Origin of the sequence: Crocosphaera watsonii WH 8501 (genome assembly GCF_000167195.1) — a bacterium.
GTDB lineage: Bacteria > Cyanobacteriota > Cyanobacteriia > Cyanobacteriales > Microcystaceae > Crocosphaera > Crocosphaera watsonii.
The window spans coordinates 13,140-38,567 of the sequence record NZ_AADV02000017.1; the positions used below are offsets into that span (position 1 = coordinate 13,140).

Annotated in this window: 27 protein-coding genes, 2 tRNA genes and 4 pseudogenes (1 of these 33 cut by a window edge); 19 read left to right on the forward strand and 14 right to left on the reverse strand. The window is 35.5% G+C overall.

The annotated features are described in order from the left end of the window. The first annotated feature begins 3 nt into the window (after nt 1-3). From CWATDRAFT_RS13840 to CWATDRAFT_RS13850, 3 genes are read left to right on the forward strand one after another with little or no spacing between them, the layout of a single operon-like run. On the forward strand, nt 4-2,355 hold the full coding sequence (locus CWATDRAFT_RS13840) for a heavy metal translocating P-type ATPase (protein WP_007305602.1): 2,352 nt from the start codon (nt 4-6) through the stop codon (nt 2,353-2,355). Nucleotides 2,356-2,368: 13 nt separating this feature from the next. Beyond that, complete coding sequence (locus CWATDRAFT_RS13845) at nt 2,369-2,827, forward strand: FHA domain-containing protein (RefSeq protein ID WP_007305603.1); 459 nt, start codon at nt 2,369-2,371, stop codon at nt 2,825-2,827. Beyond that, nucleotides 2,824-3,765 carry a DNA polymerase III subunit delta' gene (locus tag CWATDRAFT_RS13850; protein ID WP_007305604.1) on the forward strand — a complete coding sequence of 314 codons (942 nt, stop codon included), beginning with the start codon at nt 2,824-2,826 and terminating at the stop codon, nt 3,763-3,765. Before CWATDRAFT_RS13845 ends, CWATDRAFT_RS13850 begins: the two co-directional genes overlap by 4 nt. Before the next feature lie 9 nt (nt 3,766-3,774). On the opposite strand, the gene CWATDRAFT_RS13855 is transcribed toward CWATDRAFT_RS13850, so the two are convergent. The 7 genes from CWATDRAFT_RS13855 to CWATDRAFT_RS13890 form a co-directional block, all read right to left on the reverse strand. Next, a tRNA-Lys gene (locus CWATDRAFT_RS13855) sits at nt 3,775-3,846 on the reverse strand. A 402-nt stretch (nt 3,847-4,248) separates the two neighbouring features. Then, complete coding sequence (locus CWATDRAFT_RS13860; RefSeq protein WP_007305622.1) at nt 4,249-5,121, reverse strand: aldose epimerase family protein; 873 nt, start codon at nt 5,119-5,121, stop codon at nt 4,249-4,251. 15 nt (nt 5,122-5,136) lie between these two features. Next, a complete protein-coding gene (locus CWATDRAFT_RS13865; protein WP_085961751.1) occupies nt 5,137-5,808 on the reverse strand; it encodes a diacylglycerol/polyprenol kinase family protein in 672 nt (223 codons plus the stop codon). A 282-nt stretch (nt 5,809-6,090) separates the two neighbouring features. After that, a tRNA-Ala gene (locus CWATDRAFT_RS13870) sits at nt 6,091-6,163 on the reverse strand. 366 nt (nt 6,164-6,529) lie between these two features. Next, nucleotides 6,530-7,027, reverse strand: coding sequence for a tRNA adenosine(34) deaminase TadA (gene tadA, locus CWATDRAFT_RS13880; protein ID WP_007305620.1), 498 nt, complete (start codon nt 7,025-7,027; stop codon nt 6,530-6,532). Nucleotides 7,028-7,043: 16 nt separating this feature from the next. After that, a complete protein-coding gene (locus CWATDRAFT_RS13885; protein ID WP_007305619.1) occupies nt 7,044-8,162 on the reverse strand; it encodes a 5-(carboxyamino)imidazole ribonucleotide synthase in 1,119 nt (372 codons plus the stop codon). Between the two features lie 79 nt (nt 8,163-8,241). Beyond that, on the reverse strand, nt 8,242-8,745 hold the full coding sequence (locus tag CWATDRAFT_RS13890; RefSeq protein WP_042711522.1) for a pentapeptide repeat-containing protein: 504 nt from the start codon (nt 8,743-8,745) through the stop codon (nt 8,242-8,244). Between the two features lie 272 nt (nt 8,746-9,017). Between CWATDRAFT_RS13890 and CWATDRAFT_RS13895 the strand changes: the two are divergent. The 7 genes and pseudogenes from CWATDRAFT_RS13895 to CWATDRAFT_RS13920 form a co-directional block, all read left to right on the forward strand. Beyond that, a pseudogene (locus CWATDRAFT_RS13895) lies at nt 9,018-9,584 on the forward strand (Rpn family recombination-promoting nuclease/putative transposase); the annotation flags it as partial. A 100-nt stretch (nt 9,585-9,684) separates the two neighbouring features. After that, nucleotides 9,685-9,864 (forward strand): annotated as a pseudogene (locus tag CWATDRAFT_RS39810) (type II toxin-antitoxin system HicB family antitoxin). A 2-nt stretch (nt 9,865-9,866) separates the two neighbouring features. After that, nucleotides 9,867-10,034 (forward strand): hypothetical protein, encoded by a 168-nt coding sequence (locus tag CWATDRAFT_RS32350; RefSeq protein WP_007310868.1) that lies wholly within the window; start codon nt 9,867-9,869, stop codon nt 10,032-10,034. A gap of 50 nt (nt 10,035-10,084) precedes the next feature. Further along, nucleotides 10,085-10,510 (forward strand): hypothetical protein, encoded by a 426-nt coding sequence (locus CWATDRAFT_RS13905; RefSeq protein WP_007305606.1) that lies wholly within the window; start codon nt 10,085-10,087, stop codon nt 10,508-10,510. A 115-nt stretch (nt 10,511-10,625) separates the two neighbouring features. After that, on the forward strand, nt 10,626-10,859 hold the full coding sequence (locus tag CWATDRAFT_RS13910) for an addiction module protein (RefSeq protein ID WP_007310869.1): 234 nt from the start codon (nt 10,626-10,628) through the stop codon (nt 10,857-10,859). Continuing rightward, nucleotides 10,859-10,975: a type II toxin-antitoxin system RelE/ParE family toxin gene (locus tag CWATDRAFT_RS42130; protein WP_007310870.1), complete on the forward strand. Its 117-nt coding sequence runs from the start codon at nt 10,859-10,861 to the stop codon at nt 10,973-10,975. Before CWATDRAFT_RS13910 ends, CWATDRAFT_RS42130 begins: the two co-directional genes overlap by 1 nt. Nucleotides 10,976-11,284: 309 nt before the next feature. After that, nucleotides 11,285-12,067 (forward strand): Rpn family recombination-promoting nuclease/putative transposase, encoded by a 783-nt coding sequence (locus CWATDRAFT_RS13920; RefSeq protein WP_007305607.1) that lies wholly within the window; start codon nt 11,285-11,287, stop codon nt 12,065-12,067. Between the two features lie 126 nt (nt 12,068-12,193). Here the strand turns inward: CWATDRAFT_RS13920 and CWATDRAFT_RS13925 are convergent, their stop codons facing one another. Further along, a complete protein-coding gene (locus CWATDRAFT_RS13925; protein WP_232287103.1) occupies nt 12,194-13,312 on the reverse strand; it encodes an AbiU2 domain-containing protein in 1,119 nt (372 codons plus the stop codon). 194 nt (nt 13,313-13,506) lie between these two features. On the opposite strand from CWATDRAFT_RS13925, the gene leuS reads away from it, so the two are divergent. The 3 genes from leuS (at nt 13,507) to CWATDRAFT_RS13940 (ending at nt 17,948) form a co-directional block, all read left to right on the forward strand. After that, the gene (gene leuS, locus CWATDRAFT_RS13930) at nt 13,507-16,068 is read left to right on the forward strand and encodes a leucine--tRNA ligase (protein ID WP_007305608.1); all 2,562 of its coding nucleotides are present in this window, start codon (nt 13,507-13,509) and stop codon (nt 16,066-16,068) included. A 68-nt stretch (nt 16,069-16,136) separates the two neighbouring features. Next, on the forward strand, nt 16,137-17,300 hold the full coding sequence (locus CWATDRAFT_RS13935) for an AAA family ATPase (RefSeq protein WP_007305609.1): 1,164 nt from the start codon (nt 16,137-16,139) through the stop codon (nt 17,298-17,300). After that, nucleotides 17,301-17,948, forward strand: coding sequence for a DUF3226 domain-containing protein (locus CWATDRAFT_RS13940; RefSeq protein ID WP_007305610.1), 648 nt, complete (start codon nt 17,301-17,303; stop codon nt 17,946-17,948). It abuts the gene before it with no gap. A 197-nt stretch (nt 17,949-18,145) separates the two neighbouring features. Here the strand turns inward: CWATDRAFT_RS13940 and CWATDRAFT_RS13945 are convergent, their stop codons facing one another. The 4 genes and pseudogenes from CWATDRAFT_RS13945 to CWATDRAFT_RS13955 all read right to left on the reverse strand — a co-directional run bounded on the left by CWATDRAFT_RS13945 (nt 18,146) and on the right by CWATDRAFT_RS13955 (nt 19,019). After that, nucleotides 18,146-18,355, reverse strand: a complete 210-nt coding sequence (locus tag CWATDRAFT_RS13945) for a DUF2283 domain-containing protein (RefSeq protein WP_042711518.1) — start codon at nt 18,353-18,355, stop codon at nt 18,146-18,148. Nucleotides 18,356-18,357: 2 nt separating this feature from the next. Then, nucleotides 18,358-18,588, reverse strand: a pseudogene (locus CWATDRAFT_RS13950) (hypothetical protein). 45 nt (nt 18,589-18,633) lie between these two features. Next, complete coding sequence (locus tag CWATDRAFT_RS33695) at nt 18,634-18,807, reverse strand: type II toxin-antitoxin system HicB family antitoxin (RefSeq protein ID WP_007305616.1); 174 nt, start codon at nt 18,805-18,807, stop codon at nt 18,634-18,636. Between the two features lie 32 nt (nt 18,808-18,839). Continuing rightward, nucleotides 18,840-19,019 (reverse strand): hypothetical protein, encoded by a 180-nt coding sequence (locus CWATDRAFT_RS13955; RefSeq protein ID WP_007309655.1) that lies wholly within the window; start codon nt 19,017-19,019, stop codon nt 18,840-18,842. 265 nt (nt 19,020-19,284) lie between these two features. Here CWATDRAFT_RS13955 and CWATDRAFT_RS13960 point away from each other — a divergent pair, with 265 nt between their 5' ends. Continuing rightward, entirely contained in the window at nt 19,285-19,848 is a 564-nt protein-coding gene (locus CWATDRAFT_RS13960) for a Uma2 family endonuclease (protein WP_007305611.1), read from the forward strand. Between the two features lie 127 nt (nt 19,849-19,975). Here the strand turns inward: CWATDRAFT_RS13960 and CWATDRAFT_RS41775 are convergent, their stop codons facing one another. Beyond that, nucleotides 19,976-20,170 (reverse strand): DUF2283 domain-containing protein, encoded by a 195-nt coding sequence (locus CWATDRAFT_RS41775; RefSeq protein WP_071905595.1) that lies wholly within the window; start codon nt 20,168-20,170, stop codon nt 19,976-19,978. Nucleotides 20,171-20,303: 133 nt separating this feature from the next. Between CWATDRAFT_RS41775 and CWATDRAFT_RS13965 the strand changes: the two genes are divergently transcribed. The 4 genes from CWATDRAFT_RS13965 (at nt 20,304) to CWATDRAFT_RS33705 (ending at nt 23,501) form a co-directional block, all read left to right on the forward strand. After that, entirely contained in the window at nt 20,304-20,909 is a 606-nt protein-coding gene (locus tag CWATDRAFT_RS13965; protein ID WP_007305612.1) for a hypothetical protein, read from the forward strand. A gap of 669 nt (nt 20,910-21,578) precedes the next feature. After that, nucleotides 21,579-22,799, forward strand: coding sequence for a DUF4347 domain-containing protein (locus tag CWATDRAFT_RS13970; protein ID WP_007305613.1), 1,221 nt, complete (start codon nt 21,579-21,581; stop codon nt 22,797-22,799). A gap of 42 nt (nt 22,800-22,841) precedes the next feature. Then, nucleotides 22,842-23,243 (forward strand): hypothetical protein, encoded by a 402-nt coding sequence (locus CWATDRAFT_RS13975; RefSeq protein WP_007305614.1) that lies wholly within the window; start codon nt 22,842-22,844, stop codon nt 23,241-23,243. A 33-nt stretch (nt 23,244-23,276) separates the two neighbouring features. Next, nucleotides 23,277-23,501, forward strand: a complete 225-nt coding sequence (locus tag CWATDRAFT_RS33705) for a hypothetical protein (RefSeq protein WP_071905593.1) — start codon at nt 23,277-23,279, stop codon at nt 23,499-23,501. A gap of 146 nt (nt 23,502-23,647) precedes the next feature. Here CWATDRAFT_RS33705 and CWATDRAFT_RS13980 read toward each other — a convergent pair. Continuing rightward, nucleotides 23,648-24,817: pseudogene (locus tag CWATDRAFT_RS13980) on the reverse strand (IS1634-like element ISCwa1 family transposase); the annotation flags it as partial. 130 nt (nt 24,818-24,947) lie between these two features. Between CWATDRAFT_RS13980 and CWATDRAFT_RS13985 the strand changes: the two are divergent. After that, nucleotides 24,948-25,428, forward strand: part of the annotated coding region (locus CWATDRAFT_RS13985; RefSeq protein WP_042711519.1) for an IS1634 family transposase (this coding region is incomplete at its 3' end). The annotated region continues 10 nt past the right edge of the window; 481 of its 491 annotated nt are in view.

Below are 25,428 nucleotides of genomic sequence, written 5' to 3' on the forward strand. Positions count from 1 at the left end.
AATATGGTACAACTCTCCTTAAAACCAGAATCAACCACCCCTCAACCCTTAGTAGAAACCGTTACCCTTGATGTGCAAGGAATGAAATGTGCTGGTTGTGTTAGCGCAGTAGAAAAACAACTCACACAACAATCTGGCGTGGTTTCAGCTTGCGTTAATTTAATGACAGAAGTAGCGGTGATTAACTACGAACCGCAAACGGTTCAAGCAGAGACTCTAGCCGAAAAATTGACGAAAATTGGCTTTACTTCCGATATTCGCACCTCACAAACTCTCACCCCTCAACAAATCCATTTTAACCAGAGTCAACGACGAGAAGCAGAAGCAAGACAACAAAAAATTAATCTCATTACCGCCGCAATTTTACTAATATTTTCAGCCCTGGGCCATTTAGAACATTTTGGCGGTCCAACCCTTCCCATTATCAGTAGTTTAGGGTTTCATTGGGGACTAGCTACCATGGCCCTATTGATACCTGGACGAGAGGTTATCATAGATGGTTGGCGAGCATTGTCCCACGGTATGGCTAACATGAATACGTTAGTGGGTTTAGGAACCCTCAGTGCGTATATAACTAGCTGTGTGGCCTTTCTTTTCCCTATTTTGGGTTGGGAATGCTTTTTTGATGAACCAGTGATGTTGTTAGGGTTTATTCTCTTGGGACGTACCCTAGAAAAACAAGCCAGAAACCGCGCCTCCTCAGCCCTAGAAGCTTTAATAGCTTTACAACCATCCCTAGCTAGGTTGGTGGGTGATCCCTTCTCTGAGGATAGTTCTAGCATCGAAATTCCCGTAGAGCAAGTACGAGTAGGAGAATATGTCAAAATCTTACCAGGGGAAAAAATACCCGTTGACGGAGAGATTATTACAGGGAAAACAGCTATTGATGAATCTTTGGTAACAGGGGAATCTTTACCCATAGCCAAAAACCCTGGAGATCGGGCGATCGCAGGAACTCTGAACCATTCTGGGGTGATTACCCTCAAAACCACAGAAGTTGGAGAAGATACCACCTTAGCCCAGATTATCGCTTCTGTGGAAACAGCACAAACCCGTAAAGCCCCCATTCAACAGTTAGCTGATACAGTAGCTGGTTATTTCGCCTACGGGGTAATGGTTTTAGCTTCATTAACCTTTCTTTTTTGGTACATTTTCGGGACACATTGGTATCCCCAAGTATTAAACCTTGATTCTCTGGGAATGTCCTCCTCTCCTTTACTACTCAGTTTAAAACTGGCGATCGCAGTGTTGGTGATAGCTTGCCCTTGCGCCTTGGGTTTAGCCACTCCCACCGCCATTTTAGTAGGAACCAGTATGGGATCAGAGAGGGGACTGTTAATTAAAGGGGGAGATGTTCTAGAAAAGGTTCATCAACTAGAAGGAGTGATTTTTGACAAAACAGGAACCCTAACCGTTGGCCATCCCACTGTCACCGATTGTATCTCCTGGGGAGATATCAAGCCTGAATCTTTGTTGCAATTAGCAGCAACGGTAGAAAGTGGGACAAATCATCCTTTAGGGTTAGCTATCCTAGAAAAAGCCCAACAACAAGAATTACCTTTACTGTCTGCTAGAGATTTCTACACAGAAGCAGGATCTGGGGTTCAAGCACAAGTAGAAGGGAAAATGGTTTGGTTGGGGAATCAAAGATGGTTAGAAGATCAAGGGTTGAGTTTAGACAAGAATCACGACAAGCTTATTGGTTCCTTAAACCGAGCCGGTAAAACTGTGGTTTATTTGGGGATAGAAGGCTCTATACAAGGGGTTTTAGCCCTCAAAGATAATTTAAGAACTGATGCCCAGAAAACCGTCTCAAAATTGCAAAAACGTGGCTTAGAGGTAATCTTGTTGACTGGGGATCACCCCGAAGTAGCTCAAGCTATTGCCAGTCAAGTAGGAATTACTCAAGTTTTAGCGGAAATTCCTCCCAGTGGCAAAGCTGCTGTGGTCGAGGAGTTACAAAAAAGCAAAAAAGTAGCTATGGTAGGAGATGGGATCAACGACGCTCCGGCTTTAGCTCAAGCGGATCTCGGCATCTCTTTACAAGGAGCAACCGAGGTGGCTATGGAAACCGCCGATATTGTCCTTATGAGCAATCAACTTTGGGATGTAATCACAGCCATGGATCTCAGTTTAGGGACATTTAGAAAAATTCGGCAAAATCTAATGTGGGCTTTAGGCTATAATACATTTGCTATACCTATGGCCGCAGGAGTTTTATTACCCAGTTTAGGGTTGATGCTGAGTCCGGCAATGGCCGCAGGGTTCATGGCGTTTAGTTCGGTGACAGTGGTGACCAATTCTTTATTACTTCGTTATCGAAAATTTGGGTTGATCAAAAGCACTCTAATTTAAACTTGGTTTAGCGATGGCTGAAAAATCTGTACTCCCCCAAAGAGAACATTTCTTGATTATCGAGGATGATAAAGGCAGACAGGAAATACTGTTGCGAGAACCCAGCTACAGCGTGGGGCGATCGCAAGAGTGTGATATTCGTCTGCGCTCTCAGTTCGTCTCTCGCCATCATGCTACCCTCTATCGACGCATTCGAGAAGATGGCTCGAGTTACTATCGTATTGTCGATGGTGATCTCGACAGGAAACGGAGTGTTAATGGGTTATTGATCAATCAGGCTAAAATAAAAAAAGACTCCCACGATCTCCAGGATGGGGATGAAATTGTTTTTGGTCCACAGGTATTTGCTATTTACCAGTATCGACGGCGAGATAAGTTCCCCACTCTACCCAGTAACGATCCCTTTGATATTACTCTGATTGACCCTGCGATGATGGATTATGATGAAGATACCAAAGAACAGGATCGATGAATGGTTTTCGACAACTGATCGGACAAGCTGCGGGTGTTTCTTTATTACAACAGGCGATCGCTAAAAACCGTATTGCTCCTGCTTATCTTTTTGCTGGCCCCCCTGGTATTGGACGAGCTTTGGGGGCTAAGTGTTTTACTGAATTACTGTTATCTTTGGGTTTATCGGAGGAAAAGCAAGTTAAGCTCAAAAAACGGGTATGGGAAAGAAATCATCCTGACTTGTACTGGGTAGAGCCGACTTATCTACATCAGGGACAATTATTAACAGCGAAACAAGCACAAGAAAACGGACTAAAACGTAAAGCTCCTCCTCAAGTTCGTATCGAACAAATTCGTGATATTACTCAATTTTTGAGTCGTCCTCCCTTAGAAGCGTCTCGCTGTGTGGTAGTCATAGAGGCAGCAGAAACTATGACCGAAGCTGCCGCTAATGGTTTATTGAAAACCCTAGAAGAACCAGGGAAAGCGACGTTAATTTTGATTGCGCCTAGTGTTGATTCTTTGTTACCTACTTTAGTTTCTCGTTGCCAGAGGATTCCTTTTTATCGTCTTTGCGATCGCGATGTTAAGACGATTTTGGGTCGATTGGGTTACGAGGAAATTATTGATCATTCTGATATCATTGGTTTGAGTCAAGGTAGTCCAGGAGAGGCGATCGCCGCTTGGCAACAGTTACAAAATATCCCTTTTGAACTACGACAAAAGTTAAAAAAAATGCCTGAAACCCCTCTGGATGCTCTACAGTTGTCTAAAGAGGTTACCACAGAACTAGATAATGATGCACAGTTATGGTTAATTAATTATCTACAATATTCTTACTGGCAAAAATCCCAGGATCAGCTTTTTTTAAAAAAGTTAGAAGCTGCGAAAAAACAACTCTTGAGTTACGTACAACCACGTTTAGTCTGGGACTGCCTATTGACCGACGTAACATAAGCAAAAAAATGGGTCGCCTGGGATTCGAACCCAAGACCAATCGGTTAAAAGCCGAGTGCTCTACCGCTGAGCTAGCGACCCGTTGTGTGCTTTGCACACCATTTACTAATATACCATCACTTTTTAGAAAGTGCAAGGGGTTTTAGAAGAATAGTTTCTTGTGAAACCCCTAACCCCTCTTGAACACTCCACCAACGCTCATCAAAGATTCTAGTTGGGGATTCTTTTTGCACGCCCGTGAAGGTGTTACCGAGAAAGGTGGTGTCCGCACCGGACCGCAAGACTTTTGCGTAGCCTACCCTCAGTAAAAGCAATCTTATCGATGTAGATGATTACTTATAGGCAAAAGGTCGTGTCTCCGAATCAAATTCTTTACCGTACCTAGTAAATATGCCCTACCTAGTATCATAACACGAGTTGTGCTTTTTGCCGGTCCCCATCTAAATCAAAGATTTTAGATGGGGACTGCGCAAAAATTCATGTTCAAAGTGAGGTTACATCGATTTCTACTAACGCTTCACAACTTGCCCCAGGTTGCAGTTCAGTGAGGTTTTCAGCCGTGTTGAGAGCGTTACGGGGCGCACTCCAGGGTTCTAAACAGACAAAATCTTTGCCCTTGACAGTCCAGAAGACAATGGTAGAAAAATCTTCTGACCATTTGAGGTTAATTTTTAGGCTTCTAGATGAGTCGGTAATGCTGGCAGAAGACCCATTTAAAGGCTTGAGTGCCACATCGATTTCATCCTCATTAAAATCGAAACTACCCTTATAGGAGACAACTTCTGTACTATCTTTAGCTTGATAAGTGGAGGCCGGAATATCTAAAGATAATTTTTCTTTATCTGGAACCAAGAAGTAAGGATGAAATCCAAAAGATAAAGGCATCACTTTATCAGATTGGTTGATATATTCTTGGTGAATTTTTAAGGTTTTTCCCTCTAGTTCATAGACAAACTTTACCTGGAATTCAAAGGGATAAACCGCCAAAGTTTCATCATTACTCTTTAAACTGATAGTGAGTTTAGAAGAAGACTCTGTAGATTGTTCAACCACTTCCCACGGTAAATTTCTAGCAAACCCATGTTGTTTTAAACTGTAGGATTTGCCATCATAAGCATAGACATCATCAGGCAAATTACCACAAATAGGAAAAAGGATGGGATTACCCCCTCTAACACTTAATTCAGGATGAGTAAATCTTTCTTGATCTAGGTAGAAAAGCTCTTGTCCTTGAATAGACCAACGGGTAACAATTCCACCTCTTTCAGGAACAACTTCGAGACGAGAAGAAGCACTTTCATCCGAGAGAGTATAAGTAACATACTGATTTTGGTTGACAGAAATTGAAAAGCTCATAGTTGTTCTTGATGACTACAATAATTGATTAATCAAGTAAAAGGCCACAAAGGCACTACCAAGAGGAACCGTTAAATTATCAATTCCCAGTTTAGAAAAAGCCTCTAATGCCATGGCAACTATAGCAATCATCAAAGAAACAATCACCACTGTCAAGATCGGTACACTTACCCACGAAAGTATAATACTGGTGACCAAAAAACTCACTCCCATCATGGTCAATGAACCTTCCCAACTTTTTTTGACCCCTAATACTTCGTAGCAATGTTTTCCAAACTTCTGCCCGATAATAGCGGCCATCCCATCTCCCCAGGCCATGATTAAAATACCGATCGCCAGATATTGAGGTTCTCCTTTTGACCAAAACAACTGGGCTAAAACCCCGATACTCACTGCGTAGAAGAAGGTTCCTAAGCTTTTGCGTCCGACACTATTTATACTGGGTAGAATGGGCAAAAAATAGGAAACTAGAGCTATAATACTGGCGATAAAGGAAGCACCAATTAATGTCCAAGATGGCAACTGTAACCACCAGGCGATTAAAACAACGTTTCCTGACCCAATGTGGACAATTTTTCGGGTAAATTCCGAATTGGTTCCCCATAAACGGTTTAATCCCTCAGCTAAAGCGATAATTACCCCAAGGTAGAGGATAACTAAGCTGATGGGGTATCGTAAGGATAACAAGGCGTTAAGGAACGAAGGTGACTCGGATAGCAAAATAGGGTAGATTTAACAGTGAACTTAATACAATTTATCCTAAAATGAAAGACATATTCAATGTAGCAGAAAAAACTAAGAGTATATTTTTAGTGTCTGAGATTATAATTGTCTCATTGATTCTGAATGAAATGGATAGGAAAGATATTTAGATTTCATGCTCTGAATAAACTTTCTTGTCTTAACTTCAAACTAGCTGTAATCGAGTCACATAATAGATTTTAGCTAGTGAACGGAACTGGTAGGCCATGGAGAATAGGAGACTCGAACCCCTGACCTCTGCGGTGCGATCGCAGCACTCTACCAACTGAGCTAATTCCCCTTGTTTGCTTACTCCTTTTAATCATAACATTGAATGCTATTGTTTATCATTATATTTAACTTAGTTATTACCTGTATCAATTTTTATCTAGTGTTAAAACTCTGGATATTATATACTTCTTTAAAAAAGATAACCTCTGACTTAACCAATATTGAAGTACAAATAAATGAATTATTTTCTCAGGCTCCTGGTATAATTTTGAGGGGACAGCGGGGAACGGCTCAATTAAGACAATTATATCGAAGGTTTCTCCAACAATTAGCGATCGCTCAAAAACTCTTGAGAAATTTTAAGTTATTATTAAAGGCGTGGTCTCGCTTAGATAAGATTTTTTTATCGGGTTAAAATAATAAGTTTTATTAGTTATTATTGTTCTTTTATATTCATGTTTCTTTTCTGTTTAAACCAGTCTTGTAATTGTTGACGACATTCTGCTTCTAGGATACCAGATAACACCGATAAACGGTGATTAGAGGCAGCACTATCGGGTAAATTAAGGACAGAACGAATGGTTCCAGACTTAGGATCATCTACACCATATACCAACAATCCTAAACGAGAATGAATGATAGCACCAGCACACATAATACAAGGTTCTAAAGTAACATATAAGGTACATTTATTTAAGTACCAAGAATGTAATTTCTGAGTTGCTTGACGAATAGCTATTATTTCAGCATGAGCAGTGGGATCGTGATTTTGTTCTTTACAATTTAACCCTTGAGCAATCAATTTTCCCTGACTATCAATGATGACTGCACCCACGGGAACATCCCCTGCTTTTGCTGCTTCTTGACCTAAGTTTAATGCTTGTTTCATCCAATAACAATGGGTTTCGTAATTCTCCAGAAAATAATCTTTCATGTTTTTTCTTGTAACTTCAATTATACCAAATTGATTCTATTTTTTTAGCAATGTTTTCAGGGTTGATATTATCATCTTTAATTAATACAGTAACATGACCTAATTTTCGACCAGGGCGACATTCTGTTTTACCGTACCAATGAATATGGGTATCAGGAAATTGAGCAATTTTATCTCTTTTTTCTAGATAATCATCATGGATATTTTCATATCCTAGTAAGTTCACCATAACGGCTCCTAAAGCATTTAATTTTGTTGTTCCTAATGGTTTACCTATCACTGCTCTTAACTGCATTTCAAACTGAGAAATATCACAGGCATCTAGGGTATAATGACCAGAGTTATGGGTTCTGGGAGCAATTTCATTGACTAACAATGTTCCTTCTGATGTCAAAAATAATTCAATACCGAAAATCCCCACTACTTCTAATTTCGTTAATAGATGCTCAGCCATTTTTTTTGCTTCTAATTCTACAGTTTCAGAAACATTAGCCGGAGCAATAACCCAATGACAAACTTGGTCTTTTTGATAGGTTTCTACCAGAGGATAAGTAACAATTTCTCCTGTTGTACTACGGGCAGCCATAATCGCTAACTCTCGGTCAAACTCTATATATTCCTCTACCATTAAAGAATTAGTTTCAGATGATGATAAAGATTCTAATTCTTTTTCGTTATCAATAATAAAAGTTCCTTGACCATCGTAACCATGACGACGGGCTTTAATAACTAAAGGAAAGTTAAAATCATTCAATGATAATTTTTCTAGGGTCGTAAATTTTGGGACAGGAAGATCAATACTTTGTAAATAACTTCTTTGTTCATATTTGTCTAATAAAGGGGATAAAGCTGATAATTTGGGACGAAAAATGACCCCACTTGCTTCTAATTTTTTGAGAGCATCTAAGTTAATAAATTCGTTTTCAAAAGTAATAATATCGCATTTTTTGGCTAATTTTTTCGTTGCATCAGCATCATCAATAGCTGCAAAAATGGACTCATCTGCGATCGCCACTGCTGGATCATCGGAGTGAGGGGTTTGTACTAATAAGTTCACCCCTAATTTTTCGGTGGCCATAGCCATCATCCAGGCCAGTTGACCCCCACCAATAACACCAACACGCTTATTACTCATTGTTTGTTCTAGTTAATATACTGTTTGTAGGTGGGCTTTTTACCCACCCTATTTAAAACCCGTCGTTAACCACGGGATCTTATTGACATCCTAAGGACTCACGGGTACTGATGCCAGTTTTTGAGTTAACGCCATCAGCGCGCTTACAGAGTTCAGCCACTTGCTGAAGGTCTAAGACAGCTAAACTAAAGTCAGCCCCTGTAATGTTAGCATTCTTGAACGTAGTGCGCATCATAATGGCTTCGGTCAACACAGCATTGGTTAAATCTGCCCCTTCAAAGCTGGTAAGATAGGCTAAACCATTGGTTAAGTCAGCCTGATGTAGATCGGTGCCTATTAAAGCAGATCCGTTGAAGACAGCCCCTCTGAGATCCGCATCACTAAAGTTAGAGTCTGTGAGGTCCGCATTGGTAAACTGGGCGTAGGTTAGGCTTTTTCCTGAAAAGTCTTCCCCAATCAATTGAACATCTTCGTAGGATGCACTAGCACCGGTTACGGAGGAAGAACTAGCAGCGTTGGCTATAGGTGTCATTAACCATAGCAAGGAAAAGACAACAAGAGTCAGTCTTAATAAGTATTTCATCAAAATCATCTGTATAAATCACCATTTTTGATTTTATCGTAATTGTTGATGTTTAAGACGAGAAAATCTAGTAATGCTTTCTCAATGGATAAATATTGTTAGCGTGAATTTAAGTGATTCTTTCTCAAAATGTGCCATCAGTCATCTATATTTCTTAGGTAGGTTGAGTTAATAGATTTATCAAAACTGGGTAAAACCCTACAAAATATTATAATTACCGTAGGGGCATAATATTATTATGCCCTAAAACTGTTAAATTATTCTTGTTGCTGATGTATGATAATGTTTGTAAATTCTTAGCGGAAAGATTTAGTAGTGATTTTGCTAACTGGTTATTAAATGAACCTATTGCTCTCACAGAATTAAAACCCACAGAACTATCTTTGAATCCTATTAGAGCAGATTCTTTAATCTTTTTGCAATCAGAAGAAGTTGTTTTACATATTGAGTTTCAAACTTCACCTGATGAAGATATACCCTTTAGGATGACTGACTATCGTTTACGGGTTTATCGTCGCTATCCCAATAAGGAAATGTATCAAGTGGTGATCTATTTGAAACCTAGTAATTCAGAATTAGTGCATCAAAATACATTTGAATTAACTAATTTACGTCATCAATTTAATGTTATTCGATTGTGGGAAGAAAACACAGATATTTTTCTGAATAACTCAGGTTTATTACCGTTTGCTGTACTGACTCGTACAGATAACCCTAGAGAAACCTTAACCCAAATTGCTGATCTTATTGATAGTATGCCCAATAAACAACAGCAAAGTGATATTAGTGCATCCACCGCTATTCTATCTGGGTTAAAATTAGATCAAGACAGTGTTAAACCCCTACAAAATATTATAATTATCGTAGGGGCATAATAATATTATGCCCTTAAAAATTTATGTTACACTAAAAGTTAGTTTCAAAATTCAGCTAAACAAGATGAAATTCAATGTAATTCTTGAACAAGATGAAGATAATATGTGGATTGTTGAATGTCCAAGTATTCCTGGTTGTATTAGTCAAGGTGAAACAAAAGAATAAGCATTAAATAATATTAAAGATGCTATTATTGGTTGTTTAGAAGTTCGGACAGAATTAGGATATCTTTTAACATTTTGATTATGAAGACTTTAATCACATTAAAAATAGAAAATTTTGAAGAAAAAGGAAAAGAATATTTTGTCGCAACTAGGGATCAAATACAAGGTTTAGTTGCTGAAGGTAACACCATTGAAGAAGTGATCGAAACTGCTTCAGATTTAGCTAAAATGTTAGTTGAACTAAAATAAGAGAAAAATTAAGCTATACTCAAGATATAGATTTTTGGTATTTTGTAATCATGACACAATATTCTCTTAAATTACCGCCTAAATTACAACAAGAAGCAGAAAAATATGCCACTGATCAAGGTATCACATTAGATAATCTAATTATTTGGGCGATCGCTGAAAAAATTGGCAGTTTAAAACAAAGTTTAGATAATAATAATTTTCCAGATATTGTCTATTCTCGTAATCAAGAAGGTGAAATGATTCCTAAATTACGAGGAACAAATATACAAGTTAAAACATTAGTAGTTGCGGTGAAAAATTGGCAATTAACCCCTCAACAAGTTGCTGATGAATATGGAATAAGCGAAGAAAAAGTTAATAATGTTATGGCATTTTATGAACAACATCGTCAAGAAATTGATACAGCGCACCGCGAAGCGGATCTCTTCGAGATCGCCACTGATAAAGTTCTTGAATCTATTTATAATGAGTAAGTTAAAATTACATTTGGATGCTGATACTTCTATTAAAGCGTTACACACGATAAAAATTTGTGTTATCATGGAATGACATACAGTTTTTTAAGATAATTCATTGAGGTATCTAAAAATGAATACAGAAACTTATGATGATATATTCAGTGCAGCATTATCTTTATCTCCTAGTTCAAAAGTAATGTTGGCTGAACATTTATTAAAGAGTTTAGACGATGATAAGCAAGAAGAAATTGAAAAAATTTGGTCAGAAGAAGCAGAAAAAAGAGTTGAACAAATAGAACAAGGAGAAATCAAAACTATTAGTAAAGATGAAGTATTTCAGCAACTTAATTTAAAGCGAAAATAATGAATTTTGAATTTCACCCACAAGCGCAACAAGAATTAGAAGATGCTGTCAATTATTATGATGGTATTAGTGAAGCATTAGGGGATCAGTTTATCTTAGAAATACAAAAAACTTGAGAACGTATTGAAAATTTTCCAGAAGCTTGGCCACAACTATCAAAAAATACTCATAAATGTCGAGTCTTGACTTTTCCCTATGGTGTTATATATCAATTAAAAGAAACAGAGATTTTTATTATTGCTATTATGCACCTTCAACGTCAACCTAATTATTGGGTTGATAGAAAATAGCTGATTACTGCATTTCTACTTAACTACTTATCGAAATTGGGTAAAACACAGTGTTAAACTTCTACAAAACATTATAATTACCATCAGATTATAATATTATTATACTCTAATATTGTTAAATTATTCTTGTTGCTGATGTATGATAACGTTTGTAAATTCTTAGCAGAAAGATTTAGCCGTGACTTTGCTAACTGGTTATTAAATGAACCCATTGAACTCACAGAATTAAAACCCACAGAACTATCTTTAAATCCTATTAGAGCAGATTCTTTAATCTTTTTGCAATCAGATGATATTGTCTTACATATTGAGTTTCAAACCTCACCCGATGAAGACATACCTTTTAGAATGGCTGACTATCGTTTACGGGTTTATCGTCGCTATCCTAACAAGGAAATGTATCAAGTGGTGATCTATTTGAAACCTAGTAATTCAGAATTAGTGTATCAAAATACCTTTGAATTGACGAATTTACGCCATCAATTTAATGTTATTCGTCTTTGGGAACAAGCAACAGATAGTTTTCTGAATAACTCAGGTTTATTACCTTTCGCTGTACTAACTCGTACAGATAACCCTAGAGAAACCTTAACCCAAGTTGCTGCTATTATTGATAGTATGCCCAATAAACAACAGCAAAGTGATATCAGTGCATCCACAGCCATTTTATCTGGGTTAAAATTAGATCAAGACAGTATTAAACGAATTCTTAGGAGCGATATTATGAAGGAATCAGTTATGTATCAAGAAATTTTCCATGAAGGTGAAGTTAAAGGCGAAAAACAAGCTATCCAAAATATTGCTTTAAATATGCTTAGAAACAGCATGAATATGGAGGATATTGTTAAACTAACGGGATTAAATTTACAAGAAATTGAGCAACTTAATTCATCTTTGAATACAGAGGAATCAAACTAAAGAGTGATCTTAATATATTGAATTTAACAGTGTTAAACCCCTACGAAACATCATAATTACCGTAGGGGCATAATAATATTATGCCCTCATAACTAACACATTAATATATAAAATACAGTATCCACCTTAATTCAAAAAGGAAAATATTGTAAGTATAATAATCAAGATAAGTAAGAAAGATATAATCAAATAACTGATATTTTTGTAGTTTAGTAAATTATGATAATCTTCGGGAATATTATAATCTGGTAGATCATAATTAATAATATTACTATACTTATTACATATCTCTATTCCTTTATCAATTAATTGATTTGATTCTTGTGTATTTAATCTTTGCATTAATTTTTGTGTTTTTTCCGATGGTTTTTCTAAGCTAGAGTCGAGTGTATCCATAATAGATTTATTAGTCTCATTTCTTCTCTTTATATTGAGTATTGTCTCAAGTTTAAACAACTCATCTTTATCATGATGTGCTAAAGCTTTATCTCTTTGATTAAATAATTTTTGTAATAATTCATTTTCATTTTTGTCTAAATATTCCTTATCTCTGTCTAATTCTTTTTGGTCTAAATCTGAAAAATGAGATAATAATTTTTTACCGTTTATAGAAGAAATAATATTTAAAAGCTTATTTAAACTGATACTATTTTTATCATTATCGTAAACTGTAGCTAATAATAAAATACCTAGTTTTCTAAATGCTATTATTGTCATTGACCAAAAAAAATCAGCATTATATAATTTTTGGGGATTTTTATATTTTTCAGTCATTAACTTTTTAGATACATTTATATAATATTTAGCCTCAATTAAATTTTTATATACATCATTTAGGATTTTTTGGAGTTTCTTATATTCAGGGTAATAAGAACAAATGATACTGTTCTCTTCTTTATTATAATGCTCAAAAAATCCTATGTTAGAGGAATAACAAACATAATCATTCTCTCCCTCAATTAGACTATGACTTGATTCAAGTATTGTCCATATTTTACAATCTTGATCAAGCTTAAAATGAAATTTTCCTATTCCTGCTAACTCATAAATATCTTTGTTTAACTTTCCTTCTTCTCTTAAACACTTAATATCCCATTCATCTAAGGAGGATTCGTTAATCTCTTTCTCTAACTTTCCTTCTTCTCTTAAAATCTTAATAACAGATTCACCAAAATATATAACCTTATCTTCAATTTGAGGATCGATTAGTTCAAATGTTGAGGATTCTGTTTTCTGTATCTTCATAATATCTATTAACTCTTTAAAAAATGTTTTATGTATGTAGTATAACATGAATCAAGAAAAGAGATCACCGTTATTTCTGATCAATAAGGCGATCGCCTCTCGAATACAAAAAACTGCTCACTGATAACCGATAACCGATAACTGAATGAGATCAGGGATAATTAATTATGAAAATAGCAGTGGAGTAAACATTCGTGGAGTCCCAATATAACGCAGCAGCGATCGAACAAAAATGGCAACAGCAGTGGGTTAAGCAGGGGTTAGACAAGACCCCAGAAAACAGTGATAAACCCAAATTTTACGCCTTATCCATGTTTCCCTACCCATCCGGAAACCTACACATGGGCCATGTTCGCAACTATGTTATTACAGATGTGATCGCCCGTCTCAAAAGATTGCAAGGATACCGAGTCTTACATCCTATGGGGTGGGATGCGTTCGGACTTCCGGCGGAAAATGCAGCCATCGATCGCAATATTCCCCCCGCAGACTGGACTAAGCAAAATATTGCCCAAATGAGGCAACAGTTGCAAACTTTGGGACTGTCTATCGACTGGGACCGAGAAGTGGCAACCTGTTTCCCCGACTATTACAAATGGACGCAATGGTTATTCTTGCAATTTTATCAATCAGGGTTAGCTTATCAGAAGGAAGCAGCAGTTAACTGGGACCCCATCGATCAAACCGTGTTAGCTAACGAACAGGTGGACAGCGAAGGGTATTCCTGGCGATCGGGTGCTAAAGTAGAACGGAAACTGCTGCGTCAGTGGTTCTTGAAAATTACGGACTATGCAGAACAGTTATTAACCGACTTGGATAAACTCTCAGGATGGCCAGATCGGGTTAAGTTAATGCAGGAAAACTGGATCGGGAAGTCTGTGGGTGCATACTTAGAGTTTCCTGTCAAGGATAGTGATGAGAAAATAGCTGTCTTTACCACCCGTCCCGACACCGTTTATGGAGTGACTTATGTAGTGTTGGCCCCTGAACATCCTTTGACCCAAAAAGTTACTGTTGCGCAACAGAAAGCAGCAGTTGATGCGTTCATTGAAGAGGTATCTAACGAAAGCGAAATAGAACGCACAGCAGAGGATAAACCCAAACGGGGTATATTGACCGGAGGGACTGTTATTAACCCCTTCAACGGCGAAGAAATCCCCATTTTGATTGCGGATTATGTATTGTATGAATATGGTACTGGTGCGGTGATGGGTGTACCTGCACACGATACCCGTGACTTTAAGTTTGCTACAGAGAAACAGTTACCGATCAAGGTGGTGATTGTTCCTGAAAATTCTGAGGATAATAACCCCACGTTAACCGAAGCATACACCGAACCTGGAATTATGGTTAATTCTGGTGATTTTGATGGAATGCAGTCCACAGAAGGCAAAACCGCTATTATTGACTATGCTGAGAAACAGGGTTATGGGAAAGCAAGGATACAGTATCGTTTGCGAGATTGGTTGATTTCTCGGCAGCGTTATTGGGGTTGTCCTATTCCGGTGGTGCATTGTCCCAACTGTGGAACGGTTCCGGTTCCTGATGCAGATTTACCGGTTAAATTGCCCGAAAATGTCGAATTTACAGGGCGTGGGGCTTCCCCTTTGGCAAAAATGGACGATTGGATCAATGTTCCTTGTCCTAATTGTAGTGGACCTGCAAAGCGTGAAACAGATACAATGGACACATTTGTTGATTCCTCTTGGTACTATTTAAGATACACCGATGCTATCAATGATCAGGAAGCATTTAAGTTAGAAAAAGCCAATGATTGGATGAATGTGGATCAATATGTGGGAGGTATTGAACACGCTATTTTACACCTCTTATATTCTCGCTTTTTTACTAAAGTATTGCGAGACAGAGGTTTAGTCAATGTAGATGAACCTTTTAACCGTCTTTTGACACAGGGAATGGTACAAGCAATGGCCTACAAAAATCCTAAAACAGGTAAATATATTCCTGTAGATAAAGTTAACCCTGAAAGTCCCAAAGATCCCGATACAGGAGATGATTTAGAGGTGTTTTATGAGAAGATGTCTAAGTCGAAATATAATGGGGTTGATCCCAAAACAGTATTAGGAAAATATGGGGCAGATACCGCCAGAATGTTCATCTTATTTAAAGCACCACCAGAGAAAGACTTAGAATGGGATGATGCGGATGTTGAAGGACAATTTCGCTTTTTAAATCGGGTGTGGCGTTTGGTCAATGGTTATGCAGAAAAGCAGCCTGAAGTTATTAGTAACAAGGAGTTAAGCAAAGAAGAAAAAGGATTAAGACGTGCCATCCATACTGCTATTAAAGAGATATCCGAAGACTTAGAAGGAGACTATCAATTTAATACCGCAGTTTCAGAGTTGATGAAGTTAAGTAATACCTTGAATGATGCTAAATCTATTAATTCTGGGGTTTATCAAGAAGGAATCGGAATCTTATTGATTTTACTCGCACCTTTTGCACCTCATATTGCCGAGGAATTATGGCATAATTTGGGACATGAAAACTCAATCCACTTACAAACTTGGCCAGAGGTTGATCCCGATGCTTTAGTAGTAGATGAAATCACCCTAGTTATTCAAATTATGGGTAAGACAAGGGGAACTATTCAAGTCCCTGCTAATTCCAGTAAAGAGGAGTTAGAAAAATTAGCCCGTGACTCTGATATTGGTAAACGAAACTTAGAAGGAAAAGAGGTTAAAAAGGTGATTGTTGTCCCTGGAAAATTAGTTAACTTTGTCGTTCCTAAATAACCCTGTGGGGTGGGCATTTTGTCCACCTTACTTATCATCAATTATATAACTATAAGGAGGAAAACAAAATGATACGAGATTTAAGCATTAAAAATTATCGCTGTTTTGAAGATTTTTATGTTGATGGTTTAGCACAAGTTAATTTAATTGTTGGTGATAATAACAGTGGTAAAACAAGTTTTTTGGAAGCTATTTATCTTTTAGTCAATCAACCAAAAACTAAAAATGAGAAAGTAGCATTAGTTGATATTTTAGAACATAGGGGAGAAATGATAGAAGAAAGAACTCATAAATTTACAGGTAATAATAGAAGAGAAATATCTCATTTTCAAGACAACTATATATTAAATAATTTATATTATGGATATCCTGATGAATTTGATACCCAAAAAGCATATATAATATCAATTTCATCAGAGAAAGAGCAATCTATCCACTCGACTATTCGGCTCTATATTGATGTCGATAATACCTTAATCAGTGATCTATCTATTTCGTTTCTTGAAGAAATAGGTAAAGAGCAAGAATTGAGAAAATATATAACACATTCAGTTGATAAATATGTACCGGAGGAAAACAGTATTAATAATCGTGTTAAAGTCAAATACCAAAATATAAAAAATAATTATTTCGCATTTAATAATGAAATTAAAAACGCTTTTCATTATCCTTGTAACTGTAATTTCTTATTTAATGATCACCAACACAAGTACAAAATTGAAGACTTATGGGATTCTATTATTTTAGAAGCTAAAGAAGAGAAAATCATAGAAGCTTTACAAATCATAGATACTAATATAGAAAAAATACATCTACCTATTAAACAAATTCCTAGATTTCCTTTTCTAAAAATTAAAGGCATGAATCATTATATTCCTATTAACAGTATGGGACAAGGAATGTCTAAAATACTTATCTTAGGGATGTTAATAATAAGAAGCGAAAATGGAGTATTATTAGTGGATGAAATAGAAACAGGATTACACTACAAAGCACAAACAGATATGTGGCGTTTACTCATAAAAACAGCACAAGAATTAAATGTACAAATCTTTGCGACTACCCATAGTTGGGACTGTATTTGTGCTTATCAAGAAGCATTAGAAGACATAGAAGATAAATCAGTGGGTAAACTGTTTAGACTAGATAGTAAATACGGAAAACTTAGGGCAGTAGAATATAAAGCAGATGAGATTTCTATTGCTATTAACCAAGATATTGAGGTGCGTTAAATGACAAAAAGAAATAAACCTCATCCACAGCAACTTTTAGTAGAAGGAATGAATGATTTTCATGTTATTTGTGCATTGTGTGAAAAATATAATGTACCTGAAACATTCTGTATACCACGTCCTGATAAAAGGAAAACACAAGGAGTAGAACCATTATTATTAAGTTTACCTATTATTTTGAAAGACGTTAACTTGCAAACATTAGGAATAGTTGTTGATGCTGATCAAGATTTACAAGCAAGATGGCAAGGAATTAGTGATAAGCTAAAGTCAGTAGGTTATGATAATATTCCTAAAAATACCGGCGCTGAAGGTTGGATTTATGAACAAAATGAACTCCCTAAAATTGGGGTTTGGATAATGCCAAATAATCAATTAATAGGAGAGTTAGAAGATTTTGTTGCTTATTTAATTCCTGATGATGATCAATTAAAAGATAAAGCTAACGAAATTTTAGATGAACTTGAAAAATTAGAAATTAATGGCTATAATAAAGATGACAGATCCAAAGCTTTTATTCATACTTGGTTAGCTTGGCAAAAAGAACCAGGAAGGCCAATGGGACTATCAATAACAGCTAACGTATTGAAATATGATAATGAAATTATCCAAGCTTTTATTAATTGGTTAAATAAACTATATCAGTAAATAGGAGAATGAGGTTATTCTAAATAAAGTTCAATTGCTTGTTTAATACCTAAGTAATATTGTAGGGTGTGTTAGCTAATGCGTAACACACCTAAGCTTTAATTGTTCGTCGGTGCATTACGGCATGAAATAAAATCTATTTTATCATCAAAATAAATAGTTAGCCTAATGCACCCTACTTTATATTATACTCAAATTCAATTAACTGCTTGAATAGGTAAAGATTGAGCTTCCAAACGAGTGAGATCAACTGTTAAACTTGCCTGATCAATATCTATCCCAACTAACTTACCCTTCTCATCAAAATCTAAAACAATGTTCGGGGCAATTTCTTGAGAATCAACGCTACTTTTATCAGATAAACTAATATAAAGGGAATCGGTTTCAGGATAATAGTTAAACTTCATAATTATACCTTAAAATTTCGGTCTGGAAAAGCATTATGAATGGTTTCTCCATCGTCTAAAGTCACCACTCGTAGATATTTACCTAACTCTTCAATATAGCACTAGTAGCGAATTCTTCCATTGGGTTCAACCACTTTTATAATGGGGTTTTGAATTGCTTGCTCACACCATTCTCGCTTAAGATAAGGTCTTTTGATTAAGACTTGTTCTTCAAAATAGCGAGTCGTTTTCAAAAATGTCCTCCTAACTCAAATTGAATTACTTAGATCGCTTCAACATTAATTATAATACTTAGCTTTCGTTTCTGATTCTAAATAAAGTTCAATTGCTTCTTTAATGTTGTTTAAAGCGTCTTCAATATTATCTCCTTCACTAATACAACCAGGAAGGGATGGAACATAAACAGTATAACCTCCCTCATCGCTAGGTTCTAAAATTACATTTAGTTTCATTTTTGCCCTTGTATAACAGTAGGATCATGTGATTATATAATATTAACATCAATCGAAGGGTTAATCAATTGATTTAACTTTTCTTCCCATGCTTCATATTCTAAAGTTTTTGATTTGTTTTTGTCTTTATTTTCTAAGCTTTCTTGAATTAACAGAGAAATATATTTTTCAATAGTAATATTGTAGGGTGTGTTAGCTAATGCGTAACACACCTAAACCTTTACTGGTTAAATTTGGTGCATTACGGCATGAAATCAAGTCTATTTTATCATCAAAATAAATAGTTAGCCTAATGCACCCTACTTTACTGGTGCATTACGGCATGAAATCAAATCTATTTTATCATCAAAATAAATAGTTAGCCTAATGCACCCTACTTTACTAAGATTCAAGCAAAAGAACAAAAACGAGGAAAATTAGAAATTATTAAATGTTGTTGTAAAATAGTATAGGACTCTGAATAGGACTAATTAGTTTATGAAGTCTATAACCACCGATCAAGTTTGTTGGACAATTTCTGATTTAGAGGGATTACCTGATAATAGCAACCGTTATGAAATCATTGATGGAGAATTACTTGTGACTCGCGCACCTCATTTAGATCATCAAGATATTGCTGGAAATATATATGCAGAATTAAGAAATTGGTCACGAAAAAAACAGCTAGGTAAAGCTTTTATGACTCCAGGAATTATCTTTTCTGAAACTGATGCAGTGATTCCTGATGTTATTTGGGTTAGTAATGAAAAGCTTAATCGATTTACAGATAAATCTGGACATCTTACGGTTGCACCAGAATTAATAATAGAAGTTTTATCTACGTCTGAAAAAGATATTAAACGAGATAGACAAACAAAGTTAAAATTATATTCAATTCATGGAGTTTGTGAATATTGGATTATTGATCGTCAACAACAATTAATAGAGGTTTATCGTCGTGAACAGGGTATCTTAAAAAAGGGAATGACTTTATACAATGCTGATCAATTAACCAGTCCTTTATTGCCTAATTTTAGTTGTAATCTTCAAGAAATTTTTTAGAATTAAGACATACGGGTATCTTAATAATCTTAGGTTAATCTGGTGCATTACGGCATGAAATCAAATCTATTTTATCATCAAAATAAATAGTTAGCCTAATGCACCCTACTTTATATTATACTCAAATTCAATTAACTGCTTGAATAGGTAAAGATTGCGCTTCCAAACGAGTGATATCAACTGTTAAACTTGCGTTATCAATATCAATTCCAACTAACTTACCTTCCTCATCAAAATCTAAAACGATGTTGAACTCAATCGTAATCTTGATAATAGTAATTCTCTTACATTTACCATTAATCTTGATAAACCAGCAGAAGATGTGGTAACGGTTGACTTTTCAACAGTTGATATTAGTGCAAAAGCTGGTCAAGATTATGTTCATCACTCCTAACTCCTAAAACTAGAAAACTGTGTACCGTTCGGAGCCGCGCTCACGGCGAAGCCTCACAAGTATGAGAAGTGCTATATCATTATTTAGAATTTATTCTGATGTATTCTCTAAAAAATTAGGATATTATAGGTGTAGCAGTTTTAACTTTACCATTTTTCTGATGAAATCTATCCCTTTGATGCTTACATCTTCGATGCTTCTTAGCACAGTTTTTACCTTATCAGTTGTACCAGAAACTTCAGCAATGACATTTAATGTCAATGGAATGTTTGAGGATGGAGGAAAAATATCAGGTTTTTTTGATTTTAATAACGATAATTATACTAACGTAAATTTTCAGACAACAGACTCGTCCGATAATATTATTGCATCTTATTCAGATACAGGAGACGAAGGGTTTATTTTCGGGAATTCAAGCTGTTTTGTTATTAGTAACTTTGATTTTTATTTTGATTTATCACTAGATTTTGAGAGTAATTTAACTGATAATACGGAAACAATTTTATTAACGACTTCTCAAGAAGAAAACTTTGATGATATGTCAGTTAGATTTATCGATTCAGGAACAGTTACTTCTTTTAGTACACAAGTTGATGAACCTTCTTCCCTTTTCCTAATATCAACATTCGGACTTGGATTATTGTTCAAGAGACTACTTTTTTCTTGAGACAAAACTGAATTTCTGATACTAAAAGCGTTCTTGAATGTTAACCGCTCAAGTTTTTATACTAAATCCGGTTTATCGAAAATAGTTGGGTCTAAGAGACTGTTCCTAAACAAAATATTAAGTAGGGTGCATTAGGACAACTATATTTTTTTGGTAGTAGGGGTCAACGGCTGTTGACCCTATAATTTTTTTGTGCCGTAATGCACCGAAAACTTGCTTTTTGGTGCATTAGCGTAGCGTAATGCACCCTACAGTTTTGTTAAGATTTACTTTACAAACGGGAGCATCCCAAAGTTGCTTTCTTGTCCTTTACTGATAATAGTTGATCTGATGAATTTCCCCCCGTCTCCCCGTCTCCCCATCTCCCCGTCAAACTCCAAGAATTAAGTTTTTTGCAAAAATGGGATGCTCCCTTACAAACAGTCTCTAAAACCCCGCCTTTGAATGCTCATAGTTTTTGAAGCGGACCATAAATCTCTGTTTCTTTCAACAACTTCTGGACCATAGCGCCGGAACGGAGTGAGGAACTTCTGACTTCGTTAAGCTTCCACAGTCAGCTTACTATTATGGCATTTTCCTGAGTTTTGAATTATTATTAAAGTACCATATCCCAAACCAATAAGGAGGATTGTATCCTCTCTTTATTTGACAAAATCGTAATAATCACTGATGTTTGACAACCCTTCCCATGACCACAGTATTTTATCGGGACAAAACGATAGTCTTTCTATCAATCCCAATGAGGTCATTTTAATAGATTCCAGTTTAGCTTCTTTAGCTAACCATTTTAGTGCAAATAATAATCAAATTTACGTTTATGACGAAATAGATAATATTTCAGCCTTTTTGTCACAACAAGAAAACCTCGAAGCTATCCATCTTTATAGTCATGGAAATACCGATTTACTGCAAATAGGCTCAACTTCACTAACATCAGAAAATTTAGAAGAATATGGTGATACTTTAACGGGATGGGGTAATGCTTTAGGAGACACTGGAGATATTCTTCTTTATGGTTGTAATGTAGGAAACGAACTACAAGGACAAGAATTTTTACAACAAATCAGTGATATTACAGGGGCAGATGTACAAGTATCAGATGACTTAACAGGGGATAGTCTTTTAGGGGGAGATTGGGATTTAGAATATGAAATAGGTGAGATTGAAACAGAAGCGATCGCAGTTAATGATTTTGCCGGACTTTTAACCACAAAATTTTCTACCAATGTAGTAGGAGATACTGTCACTTTCACTAGCACCCTTGGCAATTTTAGGGACAACTTAAACATTGGAATTAATAACGGAAATATAACCCTTAAATCTATTCCTCCGACTGGATCTATTTCTCCGCCTGAATCTATTTCTCAATCTTTAAGTGGAATAAGCAATATTGTGATTAAAACCGGTCGAGGAGATGATACAATCGCTTTTTCTACCTCCTTATCAGGATATGGATTAACTATTGATACGGAAAGTGGCAATGATACAGTTACTTTTAATAAAAATATTTTCACCAATGGTAAAAATTTAAGTGTAAACGCAGAAACAATTAATGTAAATTCTGACTTTACTGTTTCAACTCGGAATATTGGAACAAGCACCGACCATTTAGGGGGCATTTCCGTTGGTCAGTCAGGTAATCTCAGCTTTACGGGGGTAAATGTTACTGTTGATAATAATGCTGAATTATTTTCTCACGTGGATACAAATTCTCAGTATAACCCTGGGAATATTACCATTACCACTAGGCAAACTAGAGAATTTATTGAGAATTTTGGTTTTGTTGTTAACTCAAACACCTCTTTTAATTTAAACGATGGTGCAGAGATAAAAGGGAATAATATTACGATTCAAAGCACAGCTAATTCTACCAACCTTTATACAGGATAACAACAAGCAGACGACAACGCATCAAACGATTTCACAAAGGCAATGTCCGATATATCTAGTGGTTTAGGAACAGTTCCTGCCGCTTTTATTGGTTCAGTGCAAGCGGATGCAACCGCTAATATCAATATTAAAGAAAACACTAGAATTGAAGGAAATAAAGTTAGTATTACGGCTAATGCTAATACCCAGGCAAAGATTACCCCTCTAAGTATACTCCTTCCTGTTGCCTTTGGTTATGCAGAAAGTAACCCCACCGCTAACGTAAAAATTGCTGATGGTGCCTTTATTAAAACAACAGATGATCTAATTTTAAGTGCGGTCAGTGATAGTGAAGTTGATGTTAGTTCTATTGCCATTAGTATCAGTTCCCTTCCTGCCTTAACCCGTTCATTATTTGTGGGTACAGTATTCTCGTGTTTTACCATTTTGAGGGGCGATCGCTAGGTACCAGTAGTGCAAATCTGAGATACTGATGGCATGAGCCAATCAACAGAAACCTCTCCTAAACCGACAACGGAACCTCTCAAGCTGACAGCAGAGGCTGTCAATTATCTCATCAAGATACTACCAAAGGGAACCGCTTATTGTATCGGGATCGTTTTAGTACCCAGATTCCGCACTTCAAAATGTAGTATAAAAAAATACATAGTTTTAAAAAGTCCGAAAATCATACCTGGGCAAGAATATTTCTCTTTTCATTAAATTTTTAGGAAAAATAATCAAATTAAGAAGATTTATACTCATTGAAAACTTAGCAAGACTCAGCACAAACGAAGGAGAGTTTCCTCTTCTCATTTGATATCATTAGACTCTTATTCTTTTATTATTTTTGCTTTATCCAATTCAATTTATAGATAATATCTTTGACAAGATGCAGGTAATAAACTCAATATAAAACGCCTTTCTTCTGTTAAATTGACAATTTGTTTGACTCCGTTTAAAATCACATAATGAATACCTTGAAAACATTGAAATATCCACCTCAAAGTCGGACGCAATGTTACTTTCCCTACTTGATTATTTATTCCTTTTTTGACTCTTTTTAAACAATTTCTTAATTCTCTTTGCCCCAAGTTATAAATCAACAAACACAAAGACATTAAAAATAACATTGTTTCTATTCTTTCTGGTTTTTCAACGAAGAAACTATCAGTAAAAAATAAGGGATCTTTCAAAAATCGAAATCCTCTTTCCGTAGATTGCTGGTTTTTATAAGTTATCAGAATTTCACTAGCTTCTAATTTATTTTCCTCTACTAAGTCAGTTGCTAAAATAAATTTTCCTGCTTCTTTAGTCTTTCTACTTATCTCTTCATCTTTTTTGATGATCAGACTAATCATTTTATAAATCTTTTCCTTTTTTTTCGAGTAAGTTTCAATCAGTTCAACTTCTTTTATTTCCAACAATCTCAATTTTTTATTAATAGCTTTTAATTTATATCGAGCAGCTTGAGGATGTTCAAATTCTTCAGATTGTATTTCTTTAAGAAATTTTTGGGATTTCTTCTCTTCTTGGGAAAGTTGTTTTTCTAGTTTTTCCAAATCACTTTTCTGTCTTTTTTCACTCAAGACTATTAACCAAGTTTGCTTGATTCCACCATAAGTAACAATTTCTTCTTTCCAGGTATAACTTTCTAAATTTAGGTCACTTCTTTTTTCTTTATCTTCATCTTTTACTTCTTCCACCTCTATATTTTGCACTAATTCTTTTGCTTTTTTTATGGTCATTGGAACTCTCGTTATCCATTTTAAATGTTGGATTAGTTGGAGATTTTCTTGACCATATAAAGCACTATCACAAACCATGATACTATCAAACTTTATTTGCTTTTTGAATTCTACTAAAACTTTTCCAAATACAGCTTTATCAGATTCATTTCCATCTCCTACTCTCACAAATAATGGAATATCTCCATCTTGGCTTGTTATTAAATCCAAGACACATTGTTTTAAGTCTGGTCTATGATCCCGAGAATATCCTTTCTTAATAAAAATTGGTCTTTCTTTAATCCCAGATTCCGCACTTCAAAAAGTAGCATTAAATACTACAAGTCTGGGGTTAATAATTAAGTATAATTGCTTAAGCTCTTGAAGACAAAAAAGTGGGATAATTGCTTAAGTTGTTTCCTCTGTAAAAAAAGAGCGAAAAATGTCTTATTTAGAAGAAATACAAGTTAAAAATTTAGACCATTTAGGGATAGTAGCTGGTTTAATTGATGAAATAGGAATAGTCAAAATAATTAATAATAAATTAGGAATAGATGTTAGAGAAAAAATCTCAGCAGGTACAGTAGTTAAGTCTATTTTAATCAATGGACTAGGATTTGTTTCAAGACCTCTATATTTATTCAGTCAGTTTTTTCAAGATAAAGCCATTGAGAAATTGTTAGGAGAAAGAATTAAACCTGATTACCTTAATGATGATAAAATTGGGAGAGTAATGGATGAATTATATAAATATGGACTAAATGATATTTTTATTGAAGTAGTTTTAGAAGTAATTAAAAAATTTAAAATAGACCTTAAATACTCCCATTTAGATTCCACATCATTTCATTTAGATGGAGAATATAAAAGGGAAGAAGATAAAGAGAAACAGGAAGAAGAAAAAATATGGTACCAGCCATCCC